This is a genomic window from Blastopirellula sp. SH421 (genome assembly GCF_057808535.1).
Map to the genome: position 1 here is coordinate 3,760,352 of NZ_CM173712.1, position 14,871 is coordinate 3,775,222.

At 54.3% G+C, this 14,871-nt stretch carries 13 protein-coding genes; 1 reads left to right on the plus strand and 12 read right to left on the minus strand.

The genetic code is table 11. From position 1 onward, the window contains the following. Window positions 1-14 precede the first annotated feature (14 nt). The 9 genes from SH421x_RS15385 to malQ all read right to left on the minus strand — a co-directional run bounded on the left by SH421x_RS15385 (window position 15) and on the right by malQ (window position 8,406). Entirely contained in the window at window positions 15-1,109 is a 1,095-nt protein-coding gene (locus SH421x_RS15385; protein ID WP_488850194.1) for a vWA domain-containing protein, read from the minus strand. Between the two features lie 63 nt (window positions 1,110-1,172). Continuing rightward, window positions 1,173-2,240, minus strand: a complete 1,068-nt coding sequence (locus SH421x_RS15390; RefSeq protein WP_488850196.1) for a vWA domain-containing protein — start codon at window positions 2,238-2,240, stop codon at window positions 1,173-1,175. After that, window positions 2,240-3,229, minus strand: a complete 990-nt coding sequence (locus tag SH421x_RS15395) for a hypothetical protein (protein WP_488850198.1) — start codon at window positions 3,227-3,229, stop codon at window positions 2,240-2,242. The genes SH421x_RS15390 and SH421x_RS15395 overlap by 1 nt, the downstream gene beginning before the upstream one ends. Beyond that, complete coding sequence (locus SH421x_RS15400) at window positions 3,226-4,101, minus strand: DUF58 domain-containing protein (RefSeq protein WP_488850200.1); 876 nt, start codon at window positions 4,099-4,101, stop codon at window positions 3,226-3,228. Before SH421x_RS15400 ends, SH421x_RS15395 begins: the two co-directional genes overlap by 4 nt. Window positions 4,102-4,144: 43 nt before the next feature. Further along, window positions 4,145-5,152 carry an AAA family ATPase gene (locus SH421x_RS15405; protein WP_488850202.1) on the minus strand — a complete coding sequence of 336 codons (1,008 nt, stop codon included), beginning with the start codon at window positions 5,150-5,152 and terminating at the stop codon, window positions 4,145-4,147. Between the two features lie 443 nt (window positions 5,153-5,595). Continuing rightward, window positions 5,596-5,754 (minus strand): hypothetical protein, encoded by a 159-nt coding sequence (locus SH421x_RS15410; RefSeq protein WP_488850204.1) that lies wholly within the window; start codon window positions 5,752-5,754, stop codon window positions 5,596-5,598. Between the two features lie 23 nt (window positions 5,755-5,777). After that, entirely contained in the window at window positions 5,778-6,083 is a 306-nt protein-coding gene (locus SH421x_RS15415) for a hypothetical protein (RefSeq protein ID WP_488850206.1), read from the minus strand. Between the two features lie 41 nt (window positions 6,084-6,124). After that, window positions 6,125-6,640 carry a hypothetical protein gene (locus SH421x_RS15420; RefSeq protein WP_488850207.1) on the minus strand — a complete coding sequence of 172 codons (516 nt, stop codon included), beginning with the start codon at window positions 6,638-6,640 and terminating at the stop codon, window positions 6,125-6,127. 158 nt (window positions 6,641-6,798) lie between these two features. Further along, a complete protein-coding gene (malQ, locus tag SH421x_RS15425) occupies window positions 6,799-8,406 on the minus strand; it encodes a 4-alpha-glucanotransferase (RefSeq protein ID WP_488850208.1) in 1,608 nt (535 codons plus the stop codon). A gap of 729 nt (window positions 8,407-9,135) precedes the next feature. On the opposite strand from malQ, the gene SH421x_RS15430 reads away from it, so the two are divergent. Further along, complete coding sequence (locus tag SH421x_RS15430; protein WP_488856446.1) at window positions 9,136-11,685, plus strand: alpha/beta hydrolase-fold protein; 2,550 nt, start codon at window positions 9,136-9,138, stop codon at window positions 11,683-11,685. Window positions 11,686-11,690: 5 nt separating this feature from the next. Here SH421x_RS15430 and SH421x_RS15435 read toward each other — a convergent pair whose 3' ends face one another. Genes SH421x_RS15435 through SH421x_RS15445 form a run of 3 tightly spaced genes read right to left on the minus strand, consistent with a single transcriptional unit; the run spans window position 11,691 to window position 14,856 of the window. Next, window positions 11,691-12,479: a DUF1295 domain-containing protein gene (locus tag SH421x_RS15435; protein WP_488850209.1), complete on the minus strand. Its 789-nt coding sequence runs from the start codon at window positions 12,477-12,479 to the stop codon at window positions 11,691-11,693. Beyond that, on the minus strand, window positions 12,464-13,558 hold the full coding sequence (locus SH421x_RS15440; RefSeq protein ID WP_488850210.1) for an SAM-dependent methyltransferase: 1,095 nt from the start codon (window positions 13,556-13,558) through the stop codon (window positions 12,464-12,466). Before SH421x_RS15440 ends, SH421x_RS15435 begins: the two co-directional genes overlap by 16 nt. After that, window positions 13,537-14,856: a class I SAM-dependent methyltransferase gene (locus SH421x_RS15445; protein ID WP_488850211.1), complete on the minus strand. Its 1,320-nt coding sequence runs from the start codon at window positions 14,854-14,856 to the stop codon at window positions 13,537-13,539. Before SH421x_RS15445 ends, SH421x_RS15440 begins: the two co-directional genes overlap by 22 nt. Window positions 14,857-14,871: the final 15 nt, after the last annotated feature.

The window sequence follows — 14,871 nt, forward strand, 5'->3', positions numbered from 1 at the left end:
CTGTTTCTCACAAATTAAACGACAGATGACGCCGAGCGTGGGTTGGTTGCGACAGCTTTTCGGCTGGTACGAATCTTGCTTTTGGTTGCGGCGCCGGGCGCTAACTTGCTATTGCGTGAAGACACAAAAACTTCAAGCAACAACAGTGCCAAAGCTGGCGCAGCGAACCATTGATAGCGTGGAATGTAAGCGTTGATCTTGGCTGTCTCAAATTCGGTCTGTTCGACGTTGGCTAAATAATTGTGATAGACGTCGGCCATGTTGACCTGTCGAGTTCCAGCAGGAATGTAGGCGCCGTTGGTTTCGGTAGCAATTTTCTCCAACACTTGACCGTTCATTTTCGACCAGACTTGCTGGCCCTGATATTGCACAAACCCGCCGTCTCCTGCTTCGGTCTCCGGAATCCGAGCTCCTTGATTCCAATCGCCTAGCCCAACGGTGAAGACGCGAATCCCTTGTTCGGCAAACAACTTTTGGGCGACCTCGACCGGCTTACTCTCTTGGTCTTCGCCATCGGTAAACACGACGATCGCTTTGTGGTCATTGGTTGTGTCGATAAACCCGTTGGCCGCAGCGGCGATCGCCCCCCCTAATCGCGAGCCGCCGCTCCGCACGGTGTGCGGACCAACCGCGTCCAGCGTTTGTTTAAAATCCTCGTAATGACTGGTCAGCGGGACTGACTGCCGCGTATCGCCGGCAAACACGATCAGCCCGACTCGATCGCCGGCCATGGCGCCCAGCATATCTTTGATCTGCTGTTTTGCGCGTTGCAAGCGATTGGGGGTGACATCTTCGGCCAGCATGCTGCGCGAAACGTCCAAGACAAACATCACTTCAATCCCTTTTTGCGGCGTCTCACGCCAAGTCTTGCCCCACCGCACATCGAGCAGCGCGACCGCGATCATCACCAAGCTGATCGAAACCAAACCGGCCGAGATCCAGCGACGTGACGAAGTTGCTAAAGGCATCAGCCTTCGCCGCAGTGGCGCCATCGCAAACTGTGTTGCAGCGCGGCGACTTGCTGCAATCGCCCATGCGGTGGCGGCCAAGCCAATTACAACCAATGCGATCAACGCTAGACTGTCAGGGTTGCCCAATTGAATGTCCATCTTGTACTTTCTCCACTCGCTGCCTCAGCTCTTGGGCGTTCGGCATTGCGATTTGATCGGCGTTTATGTCAACTCTCTCAACCACGTTTGCTCTAGCACAAATCGCGCCAACAGCAGACCAAAAGCAATCAATAACAGCGGCGGCAGGGTCAACCATCCCAAAGCGTACGACTGCACCGCCAATTCGCGATAGTCAACATAGTGTTGGGCTTCTACCTTCGATTTCTCTAACTGATCGATCTCGCTGTAAATTTTTGCGAGCGAGTCTGTATCGGTCGCCCGAAAATATTTCCCGCCGGTGATCGACGCGACCTTCCCTAACGTCTCTTCGTCAATATTTACATCCATCCACTGCATGCTCTCACGGCCAAACACATCCGTAACCGGCATTGGCGCTCGACCTTTGGTCCCAACACCGATCGTGTAAATCTTGATCCCCATCGTTTGCGCCAGCTCGGCGGCTTGCACAGGCTCTAGATCTCCGGCGTTGTTTTCTCCGTCGGTCAACAAGATGATGACCTTGCTTTGAACTTTTTCTTTTTGCCGCGCATCCAGTGCATTGAGCTTCTCGACCGCTAGCGAGATCGCATCGCCGATCGCGGTCCCATCTTCGCTGCGATTGGTCACGATTTGCGCGTGATTTAGTTGCGAAACGAGAAACTTATGATCCAGCGTGGGTGGGGTCACTCCATCCGCGTAGCCGGCAAAAGTAATCAAGCCGACCAAATCAGTTAATCTTCCCTCCAGCTCGTCTCCCCCGGCAACAAAGTCGCCGGCGACCTTTTTGATCGCGGTCAACCGATCGACATGCTGGTCACCTAGCTGAAAGTCCATTGCTTGCATGCTTCCGCTACGATCCACCACCATCTCAATCGCGATTCCTTCGTTTTCAACGATCGTTTGCTCGCGACCTTCCCGAGGACGAGCCAATGCGATCACCAGCACCACCACGGCGGCCAAAGTCAATGCGCCCGGCAACCACATCAGCCGCTGTCGCAATGTAGGTGAAAGTTGACTCGCAAGCTGGACCGAGCTAAAGCGGATCGCACTACGACGACGAGGCGCAAACAACCACCATGCAACCAACGGAACCGCCAGCAGCAACAGGAAATACCATGGCGAATAAAACATTAGTTGGTCTCCGTCGTTTCGAGAGCGGTCTTTTCAAAATCAGTTGAGGAAGTCTCGACTGATTGCTCCACCGCAACCTGACCGACCAGCGAGCGAGCTTGCGTTAACATCGTTTGAAAATCAGTCGCCGCAACCGGCAACTTGGCGAACTTCACCTGATCGGCCGTCGCGAATAGCCCGCGCAGTTGTTCCAGCGCCGCAGAATCGACCAATCGCTTGCTCGTCAGCAACTGCAACAATTCGTCGGAGGTTCGCCCCGGCTCTGATAGTGAAAATTGCAGCTGCAAATAGCTTTGCATGATCGTCGCCAGCTCTCCAGCGGACGTATCTCCGGTCTGCTGCTGCGCAGCGACTTCCAACTCATCCAGTTGTTGGGTCGCCCACTGAGCCGGCGTCAACCATTGTTTGCGGCGTGTAAAGACTGCCGCAGTGATACTGAGCGCCAACACAGAGAGCCCAGCCAGCGTCCATCCTATCCAAGCGCGCGAAGGCTCGCTCGGCACAGGCACATCCACCACTGATTGAATGTCGCGAAATTGCGTTGGATCTCCACGTTCTTCCAGCACACTGACCACTTGGACAGGCACTGCTTGCGAGCGAAGGGTCTGAGACGAATCAGCGCCAACTTGGATTTCAAGTGCAGGGACTTCCAAGTCGCCCGTCACAATGCTTTCTAATTGCAATCGCCTGGTCCAAGTTCGTAGATCCGCAACTTCTGGGCTGGGGATATCGAACAAATCGTGCGTGTCGAGGACGTCAAAGTCACCCAGCTTTTCGCCGACGCCAGGAAAGGTCACCTTGACGCCGATTGGTGCAGTGACCGTCCAATCCACCCAAAACGGTTCGGCGACTTGCAGTGAAGTCTGTGATGAAGTTGTAGTGACCCGAGCAGGTTCCGCCGCGGAAGCATGATGAATGCTTAGCCAACCAATGACAACGGCCAACAGCCAGCGCCCCCTAGGTCGGCACAAAAATGCTTTTCTGTTCATTGCCGGTTCTCTCGTTGGTGAAAATACTTGCGCAACGGATCGACCAGGTCGCAGCCGGTTTGCAGATGGATTGGATCGAGTTTCAACCGACGAAACAGGTTATCACGTGCTGTCGCCTGCTCTGCATAAAGCTTGGCGTACAACTGCCGATTCTTCCGACTGGACGTGTCGATGGTGATGACCTGACCTGTTTCGGCATCGTGCAGTCGCACCAGCCCCACGTTGGGCATCTCGGACTCACGCGGATCGGCGATCACCACGGGTATAATGTCATGACGCCGCCGAGCCACCTTCAATGCCGACTCATAATCGCTGTCCTGAAAATCACTGATCAAAAAAACCACCGTTCGCCGTTTTATGGTGCGATTAAAGTGGTCCAACACGCGTCGCAAGTTGGTCCCTGTTCCGACCGGTTCGCAGCACAGCAGCTCACGAATCAGCCGCAAAACATGCCGCGAACCTTTCCGTGCCGGAATGTTCTTCTCGACTGCGTCACTAAACAGAGTCAGGCCAACTTTGTCGTTGTTCTTAATTGCCGACATCGCCAAGATCGCCCCCAACTCGGCGACCAACTCTCGCTTGGTTTGCGTCGTCGTCCCGAGGTCTTGTGACGCACTCAGATCGACCAGCAACGAGACCGCCAGTTCACGCTCTTCGCGAAAAAGTTTCACGTAGGGCTGATCGCTGCGAGCGGTCACGTTCCAGTCGATCGTGCGGACGTCATCACCCACCTGGTAGGGTCGAACCTCCTCAAATTCGATGCCGCGGCCTTTGAACGCTGAGTGCCAGTTGCCGGCCAGCAGTTCATCCACCTTGTGCGACGTACGAATCTGAATCCGGCGGATCTTTCGAAAAATTTCGCGAGGTATCATAACTATTCCTTGCCGAGAAGATGCGAACTTGCCACCGCACTGTTTACGGCGTCGGAATGTGATGAAGAATCTCCTGTACAATCGATGCGCTGGTTCGTTCTTCCGCTTCCGCTTCGTACGTAACGACCACGCGATGACGCAGCACATCCAGCGCGATTTCTTTGACGTCCTGCGGCGTGACGTAACCACGACCAGCCAGGAAAGCGTTTGCTTTGGCGGCCAGCGTCAGGTTGATCGTCGCACGTGGCGAACCGCCGAACTGAATCAATTCATCCAGGTTCAATCCATAGGCCTGCGGAGAACGTGTCGCCATCACCAGGTCGACCACGTAGTTCTCCACCTTCTCATCCACGTACACCTGATCGACCAAGTCACGCGCCGCCATAATCTCGTCGGGAGACGTCACCGGTGTGATTTCAAATTTGGCCGAGGTCTTGCTCATCCGGCGCAAGATCTGCAACTCTTCATTGCGAGTGGGATACTCAACGATCACTTTCAGCATAAATCGATCGGTCTGAGCCTCTGGCAACTGATAGGTCCCTTCTTGCTCGACCGGGTTTTGCGTCGCCATCACCAGGAAAGGTTGCTCCAGCGGAAACGTTTCGGTCCCGATGGTGACTTGTCGTTCCTGCATCGCTTCTAGCAAGGCGCTTTGCACCTTGGCCGGCGCCCGGTTGATTTCATCCGCCAAAATCAGATTCGAGAAGATCGGCCCCTTTTGGACGACAAACGTCTGATCCTGCGGACGATAAACCAGCGTTCCGATCAAGTCGGCAGGCAACAAGTCCGGCGTAAATTGCAATCGCTGAAAGCCGGTGTTGATCGCTTTCGCCAAACTGGCCACAGCGGTGGTCTTCGCCAGCCCAGGCACACCTTCAATCAAGATATGGCCGTTGGCCAATAACCCAATCAGCATTCGATGGACTAACTTTTCTTGCCCCACCAAAACGTGATTGATCTCGCTCACAATCCGCCGCAACGGAGCACTGTGCAGCTTGATCTCTTCGGTAAGTTCGACGACTTGGGAACGCTGTGCACTTGGTTGAATCATGAGTGCGCCTTTTGCAAAATACAGGAAGGGATGAGGGAGGACTCCGATCCAAAGAAGCAATCGATGTGCCAAACAGACAAATCGATAAATAGGCCAAGAAACAGCCTCAGATGACCCCAAAGGCCATAACCGCGCGCGGCATTCTACCCCAGCGCGGCATTTTGCCCCAACTTCGCTCGTGCCCTGCTGCGCGTATTGCAAAGCGCGCTAATTGGCAATTCCGAAAGAAGGAAAGACGGAAAACACAGCAAGAAATCAGCTGTGAAATTAAACAGGACTCCGACAAGGCAAAATATCGATCCAAATTAAAATGGATAGTTCAACGCGTATGGATCTTGATTTCTTACCGTGTTCTCCGCGTTCTATTTCTTAAGGTCCTGCCCAATACCACAACTTCAAAAGTTGCTGGCGGACTAGGCTGACGGTTGATAAAAGTCTGCCGTTTACTTGCGCTGGATCAAGCTAAACGCCAGCGAAAGTACAACCGTCAAAACCAGACTGCCAATGATCGAAATATGGAGATGAAAGAAGAAGTTGAGCGCGATCATCACGACCACGAAAACAGCCAATTGCCACACGTAGTTCCAATAACTTTGGTTCATCAATGCAAATCCGTAAAGGTAAGTTACTGCAGATTATGCAGGCGCAGAAACATCGAAAATAACTTGCCGGCGATCTCAGACGCTTCGCGCAGCGACATTTCTTCGAGCTGAGAGGCCGCATTGCCGGTGTCTCCTACCACCTCATCCTGGCTGAGCCGCAAACGAACGAACTTAAAATCGCTCGTGATCGTCTCCGGAATATCCTTTGGATCAAGTTGCGAGAGCTGGCTCACGTAGGCGATCAGCAGTCGCTCTTTGATCGGTCCACTTTCGTCCACAAGGCATTGCACTGCTTTGGTAAATTGGCGCTTAACCTGTTCGGGAGTCATCTTGGCTAATTCTCCAAAGTGAGATCATCGATTGCCGGATTCTATCCGACCGCTGGCGATGCATCGTCATCCGACGAAGCGTAAATGTGAAGCTCCTTCATCGCTGTTTGCTGCAACAGACGATACGCCTTGGCGACTTCCACAGGATTCCCATGTGTAATCAATAGCGGATGCCCCGCATTGACCAAGGACTCGTAATGTTTGATGCGGCCTTCATGCACGCCCCAACCACTCATTGCACCTAAAAACGTGCCTGTAATTGCCCCAGTTAGCAGACCGGCGAACGCACCAAAGGCTAATGCTACCGTCCCGCCAACCACAATTAGCGAAGCGCCAGCCAGCACGCCAAACAGGCTGCCGAGTCCGGCGCCAAGCATAACATCATGCTGATCATCCTCGCCGATCTGTAATTCGGCTTCGATTTCAGGGTAATCCTCCAGGCCGGCGGCGATGAGAGAAATCTGCTCGGTTGGCAAATCGGTACGCGCCAAGATATGAGCGGCCAAGCGTGCTTGTTCTAGGTTGAAATAGACCGCCACAACGCATTGATTATCCATCGCTGCTTCCTGATTGCATGTCGGAACAAGCTTCCACCCTATTATAGAGGTGGTGCACTGCGGTTCGCATCTGTTTTTTTCGAGGGAGCAAGCTGACGCGATTCCACCTCTGAAATATAGTAGAGCCCATGACGCGAACTTATTCTCGCGTTACTTAGCTACGCATCCAAAGCGGACTGCTGCGAGGATTGTCCTAACAACATCCCGGTTGCATCTTCTTGAGCTCGCTGCGTGGATTTGGTTAATTCGCCAAGCCATTCAAACGCTGGCGAATCCAACATCTCTGGGGTGCAGCGCCAGCCCCAATTACTTTCGGCAACGCCAGGCACATTCATGCGGGCTGTCGCCGGCAGATTCAATAAATCTTGCAGCGGTACAATCGCCACCGCTGCAACCGAAGACCAAGTCGCTTTGATTAACTCGCTGGTCGCCTCTTCGCTCGTCAACGCATCGCGCTGAAAGAAGTTGCAGACCACTTTTCGTTCGTCTGGCGACAAGTCGTCAAACCAACCATGCGTCGTGTTGTTGTCATGCGTCGCTGTGAAGGCGACCGTATTGGGCACAAAATTCTCTGGCAAGTAGGTATTGTTTTTGTCTCCGTCAAAGGCAAATTGCAGAACCCGAGTCCCAGGCAACTGAAATTCGTCACGCAGCGCATTGACGTCTGGTGTGATGATCCCTAAATCCTCAGCGATAAATGGCAGCGTGCCGAGTTCGGCTAGGATCGCTCGAAAGAATTCTCCACCTGGGCCCAGCGACCATTCGCCGGTCTGTGCCGTGGGGGACTCAGCCGGCACCCGCCAAGCAGCCGCAAAGCCACGAAAATGATCCAGCCGGACCAGATCGACATGGGCCAGCACCGCTTTAATACGATCGATGCACCAGCGATAGCCGCTTTCCCGCATCGCATCCCAGTTGTAGATCGGATTGCCCCATAATTGACCGTCCTCGCTGAAGTAATCAGGCGGCACACCGCCCACATACTGCGGTCGAAAATTTTCGTCCAGCAAGAACAGTTCAGGACTGGCCCAGACATCGCTCGAATTGGGCGAAACATAAAATGGCGAATCGCCAATCAACTGAACCCCTTGAGTGTGCGCATAATCTCGTAGTTGACTCGCTTGGCGGTAGGCGAGAAATTGCGCCAATTGAACGCGTTCGATCTCGGCTTTTAGCGTTTGCTTGGCTTGCGCCAGCGCTGCCGGCTGGCGGCGAATCAGCTCGCTGGGCCACTCCAAGTAGCTTTCGCTGTTGTATTGAATGTGCAACGCCGTGAACAAAGCATAGTCGTCCAGCCATGCGGCTTGTTCGGCTTGAAAAGCTGCGAATGCCTGCTTCAACTCTTGGCTGGCCCGAGTGGCGAAGTTCGACCGGATGATATCGAGCAAACGCTCTTTAAAATCAACGACCGACGCATAGTCCAGTTCGGTCTCGGAATGGGTAGAAGCAGGATAGACCGCTTCTTCCGCTTGCAGCAAACCGTCTGCGATCAAATCGGCAGGGCTCACCAAATTCCAGTTGACGGCAAACGAGGAGGTCGATTGATAGGGAGAGATGCCGCGATCGGTCGGCCCGATCGGCAAGATTTGCCACCAAGTCTGTTTCGCGTCATGCAAACGTTCAACCCAGGCTCTTGCCGCCGGTCCAAAATCGCCGATCCCGTACTCCGAAGGAAGCGATGTTACATGCAGTAACAGCCCGGATGCGCGATAGTCGGCCGGAAAGATCGGAGAGACGGCGACATTCGCCGAATCGTGAAGACTCATGGGTGATCCTGCGATTGATTTGGGTTGAATCAGAATCGTTCCGCAAAGCGCGAACAATCTGCTGCATCAGTTTCGCGATGTTAGCGAAATGCTGCTAGAGCGTAATTCGACCTGCCGCGTGTTTGTCATTCGTCGAAATCGAACTGATTTCGTGTACTTTACATCCCTGAGAGTGCAAGCCCCCATTTATTTTGACTAAACGGAAAAACCATCACTCAATCGTCCGAGTTAGCCATTAAATAGTATCCCTTATGCAGGGGGGGATCCGCTTTCTAGCTTCCCAAGCGACCCTCTGCATCATTGGCAATTCGCACTCTTTGACAATTCACAGCTCTCAACCAGGGTTTATCAGCGCACCCTCTGATTCGCTCGGGGGATTTGCCTAGCAAAGGACCTAGCCCTGGCAATGCCTGCCGATCCCACCCAAAGCCCTCAAGTCAACGGGAAAAATGGTTAAAACGTTCCCGGCTAGTCTGGCGTTCGTCGGGAGAAGCTACTGGAGGCGAACTTTCAGATGGCTCGATCGGCTCCTAGGGGAATAGTCGCCGCAGGGGTCTCGTTGGGCTAAACTAGGAGATCTCGCTACCCATTTTGATTTGACCAGCCTCCCTTCCCTTCCTAGCAAGTCCACCTATTTCCCCACGACTTACCCTAGGCCCCCTACGAAGTCCGGAGTCCCCCATGCACCGCAGTTTTCGTTGCTTGCTCTTGCTCTGTTTAGTACCGCTGATGGCCACCTTTTCTATGGCGGCAGAGAATCCTGCTCGCGTCGTTCAGCCAGGCGTGCCCCAGGGAAAGATCACCTCGGGAAAATTTCAAGAGAGCAAGATCTTTCCCGGGACGGTACGCGATTACAGCGTCTATGTGCCGGCCCAGTACGATCCCAATCGACCAGCCGCGCTGATGGTCTTCATGGACGGCGCAGGTTTTGCCAATCCCAAAGGCGCCTACCGTGTTCCAATCGTCTTTGACAATTTGATTCACCAGAAAGCGATGCCGGTCACGATCGCCGTCTTCGTCAATCCCGGCACGACGCCTGCGACGATTGCCGGCGGCAAGTCGATCAGCAATCGCTCATTCGAGTATGACTCGCTAGGCGATCGCTATGCGAACTTCCTGGTCGACGAATTTTTGCCGGTTGCGTTAGCAGGGCTCAACATTTCAACTGACCCGGCCCAGCGTGCCGTTGGCGGCGGATCTTCTGGCGGGATCTGTGCGTTCACCGTAGCTTGGGAAATGCCCGATCAGTTTGGCAAAGTGTTGAGCAACATTGGCAGCTATACCAACATTCGCGGCGGCTGGGCCTATCCCGGGCTGATCCGCAAGACCAAAGACAAACCGAAAGCGATCAAGGTTTACCTGCAGGATGGGGTTAATGATCTGAGCAATCTCCATGGCAGTTGGCCACTGGGTAACCAGGACATGGCGGCCGCACTGCAATTTGCTGGCTATCAATACAAGTTGGTCATGACAGAGGGAGGCCATAGCGGCCAATGGGCCGGCGAAGTTTTGCCGGAAGCGCTAACCTGGCTTTGGGATGATAACGCGAAGTCAACCCATAACCCGGTCGTCAATACCAAGCCAAAATGGACGCCGCATCCAGACGCGGTCGCGCGCGACGATGTTCCCAAAGGCAAAGTCCAACAGATGCAGCCGTGGGAGTCGAAGATCTTCTCCGGCACGATTCGCGATTGGTCGATCTATGTGCCTGCTCAGTACAACGCGGATGAGCCTGCCGCTTTGATGGTTTTCCAAGATGGCGAGCGGATGCGTGACCTCAACGGACGTTGGCGGATTCCGATTGTGTTTGACAACCTGATTGCTCGCGGCGATATGCCACCCACGATCGCCGTCTTCCTCAATCCGGGTCAAGACAAATCGAAGCCGGTCAACAAAGGGAAGTTCTCGAATCGTGGATTCGAATACGATAGCCTAGGCGATCGTTATGTCCGCTTTCTGGACGAAGAAATCTTGCCCGAGGTTCGCAAGCATTACAACATCTCCGACGATCCGGCGCTGCATGCGATCGGCGGTTCCAGCTCCGGCGCCATCTGCGCTTTTACGGCTGCTTGGGAACGCAATGATCTGTTCCGCAAGGTATATTCCAGCGTCGGCAGCTTTACTAACCTGCGCGGCGGCAACGTCTATCCGGCGCTGATTCGCAAGACCGAGCCAAAGTCGATTCGCATGTACATGGCCGACACCAGCGGCGACGTCGACAATGCATTTGGCAGTTGGTGGTGGGCCAATCAGCGGATGGCCTCGGCATTGAAGTATATGGGCTACGACGTTCGGTTTGACTCGGCCGAGGGATATGGTCACAACTCCGACTTCGGCGGAGCAAATTTCCCCGACGCGATGAAATGGCTCTGGCGCAAGGAGAACCACGTTGCCCAAATCGACACCAAGGATGATCTCGGCAGCGACTACACGCTGCTCGATCTGCTAATCCCTGGACAGTCGTGGGAATTGGTCGCCGATGAGCTTGGTTTTGCCGATGCACTTTGCACCGACAAGCAGGGGAACCTTTACTTTTGCGATATGAAGGCCCCGGCCGTTATTCGCATGAGCGCCGTCGATGGGGCCCAAACGGTGATCGCCAAAGAATCGGTCAGCGGATTGGAGTTTAGCCCCGATGGTTCGCTGTTGTATGCGTGCCAAGGATCCCAGAACCGTGTGATCTCGATCAATGTCAAAAACGGTGAAGTGAAGACTGTGGCCGAAGGGGTCAAACCCAACGACATAGCTGTCACCAAGGATGGCTACATTTTGATCACCGAAACGCAAGCCCAGCAGGTGACTCGGATCGATCCCGAAACCGGTGAAGTGACGGTGGTCGATACCGGCATCACCAAACCGAACGGCATCGCCCTCTCGAACGACGGCGGAACCTTGGCGGTATCGGATTACGGCGGTGATCATACCTGGACGTTCCGCGTGAATGACGGCGGAGTGTTGGACGCCAAAATGCCAACGATGCCGATGCGGTTGCCCATTGATGAAAAAGGGGAGTTCCGCTTCAACGAGCCGCCCCCTTATGTCGCTTCGGCCAAGGGAGACGGCATGTCGGTCGACAAAGCGGGTCGCTATTACGTGACTAGCGCATTGGGAGTTCAGGTGTTTGATCCCACCTTTCGACCGTGCGGACTTTTGCCGAAGGTCAATCAAGACCAGCCGCTGACTACCTGCATTTTGGCGGGCCCCGATTTCAGCACGCTCTACATCGCGCATGGGAATCAGATCTACCGGCGCAAGTTGACCGTCGAGGCGAAGAAGTAAGTCAACTACCTCCGTCGCGGCCAACCGGGAAAGAACGCATTCGTCCGGGCTACATAAGCTGCGTAGCCCGGCTTTGAGTTGGCGAGCGATTTCTCAAGCAGCGTAACGCCAGAGACCTTCATCAAAAAGATCGACATCACAATCGGTCCAATCGCCGTCCACCAAACGCCGCTCTGCGCGACGGCGATCAGATACAGCCCCCACCAAACCAGAAAGTCGCCAAAATAGTTCGGGTGCCTCGTATAGCGCCAAAGCCCCGAGTCAAGCAAACACCCTTGGTTGGCTGGGTTGGAGCGGAAGCGAGCCAACTGCCAATCGCCAACCGTTTCAAACAACAGCCCTACTCCCCAGACAAGAACGCCTACGATTGTAAGCCCAACAAGGTTGCGATCCGCACAGGCAATCCCAATCTGCAGCGGCAGCGCGACGATCCACATCACAACCCCCTGCAATCCAAAGACGATAAACAAACTGGCCAGTGGAAACGCGCTGCCCCAATGCTCGCGCATCGAACGATATCGATAATCCTCAGGCTGGCCGTGATTGCGCCACAGCAGATATCCACTCAGTCGCGCCCCCCAGATCGTGGTCAGCAGCGGCAGCAGCCAGCGTTCTGCAGATTGATCGCCGGCAAACGCAAATGCGGACCAACCGACCAGAACAAAGCCAAGCCCCCAGCCGATGTCGACGATGCTAACGTCTTTCAACCAAAGACTGAGCAGCCACACCAACGTCATCATTCCGGCGATAACGACGGCTGTGCGTAATAAAACGCCGATTAATTCTGGGGACATCGCTGGAACAAATAGTGGGAGACAAACCATTGCTGGCCACGTTGAAAACCGAACAACTCTTCGCACGCGATAAAGAACATCCTCCAACGATTGTGCCAGCGATTTGCATCGGCCGCCCCGTAAGTCTCGGCCAGCAGACTGCGGACCTCATGCTTGGCTGCATCCTGATTGTGCAACCATGCGCGACAGGTCTTCGCGTAGTGCGTTCCATCCCAGTTCCACTGCGAGACTAAGTCGAGCGGCGATCCGCAGCGAGGCAGCAAGTCAACGCTGGGCATCATGCCGCCGGTAAAGAAGTACCGCCCCATCCAATTGCGTTCTCCCTCAGACTGAAACAGATACGGCGTATCGCGGTGGCAAAAAATATGGACGTACAGCCGGCCGCTGGGGCGAAGCCAATCATGGATGCGTCGCATCAGCTCGCGATGATTACGCATATGCTCAAACATTTCGACCGAAACGACTCGATCAAATGTTTGCAACGGTGCAAACTCGTTCATATCGGCAGTGATCACCGTGAGGTTTGTCACTCCGCGCATGCGGGCTTGGGCCTCAATATATTCGCGCTGCGAATGCGAGTTAGAAACCGATGTGATGCGGCTATTGGGATAGTTTTGAGCCATCCAAATCGAGAGCGATCCCCAGCCGCATCCCAGTTCTAGCACATCCTGGCCATCAGACAGATCGGCATACTCGCAGGTAGCGCGTAGCGCTGCAATTTCCGCTTGATCCAGTGACTTTGTCTCCGGCGCCCAATAACAGCAACTGTATTTCAGCCGATTCCCGAGAACTTTTTGAAAGAACCGGGCCGGCACCTCATAGTGTTGTTCATTCGCCTTTTGCGGAACGACCGCGATCGGCGCCGCTAGCGTCGCGCGTAGAAAGTTTTCGATGGAGGATTCGTTGGTACGATGTTGCCGTTGCTTCAAGCCATCGCTCAGTAAGCGACGTATGCCGTAGCGCACCAGCGGATCTGGCAGCCAACCGTTTTCTGCGGCGCCAAGGAGCATACCGAACCATGAGCTGGGCTGTCGCGAAGAACCGCCGTTAGGACTGTTCAATACGTCGGTTTGTCCCACGCAATCTGAACAACTCCCACCGCTTTCTCGCGAAACGCCGCTTCGCAGTAACACAAATAGTACTCCCACATACGAATAAAACGATCGTCAAAGCCGAGAGCTCGCACCGCTTCTAGTTGAGTCATGAACTGCCGACGCCAATGCAGCAGCGTCGTCGCATAATGGGGCGACAGATCTTCGAGAGATTGCAGACGCAAATTTGACGTGCGACCGATCGAGGATTGCATCGCCGCAACCGACGGCAAAAAGCCGCCAGGAAAAATGTAAGCTTGGATAAAGTCGACTGAGCGACGATACAACGCATAACGATCTTCCGGCATTACGATCGCCTGAATCACCAGTCTTCCCCCTGGCTTCAACAAACGAGCACATTGCCGAAAATAATCATCCAAATATTTTTCACCGACCGCTTCCACCATTTCGATCGAAACGATCTTGTCGTACTGGCCGTTCAGGTCGCGATAGTCGGCGTTGAGCAAGCGAATGCGATCCGAGACGCCAGCCTCCTGAAATCGCTGTTGCGATTTCTGATATTGGGAAGGGGAAATCGTGGTGGTCGTCAGTTCTTTTACCCCTAGCTGAGCCGCATGCAGCGCGAAACCGCCCCAACCGGTTCCGATTTCCAAGACGCGATCCGTGTTACACAACTCTAGCTTGTCGCAGATCCGCTGCAGCTTGGCGACCGAAGCGTCTTCGAGCGATATGTTTGGTTGTTCAAAATAAGCGGACGAATACATCCACGTCGAATCAAGAAAAAGCTCAAAGAATTCGTTGCTCAAGTCGTAATGGGCGGCGATATGCTTACGACTACCATCCCGTGTGTTTCCATCCCATCGGCTCAGCAGACGACGTCCCATTCGAGCGATCGCCGCTAATCCAGAATCGGCCTCGGTGCTCCGTGACATATTGCGGCAAAAAATCTGCAACAGCGCCGTCAGATCGTCACTACGCCAATCCCCTTGCAAATAAGATTCGGCGAAGCCGATGCTTCCGCCGGTCGCCAATTGCGTAAAGAAATGAGGATGATCCACAACCCAGCCGGCTTGCAACTCATCGGCCGCCACAGCGCCAAACGTGATCGTGTCAGCAGAGTCTCTATAGTGAATCTGGCCACCTGCGACATGTTCAAGCCAGCGGAGCAACTTCCGGCGTGACATGTTCTGCAACCAGTTTCGCTGGGGCGCAGCAGACTGAATCGCCGGCGAAAATTTCTGCGGCTCTGCTCCGTCCACGTCCGTGTCGTGGGATGACTTGGTGCTGGAGATAGTCCTATCAGAAATAGTCGTGCTGGAGATCATCGAAGTTCTGCGACA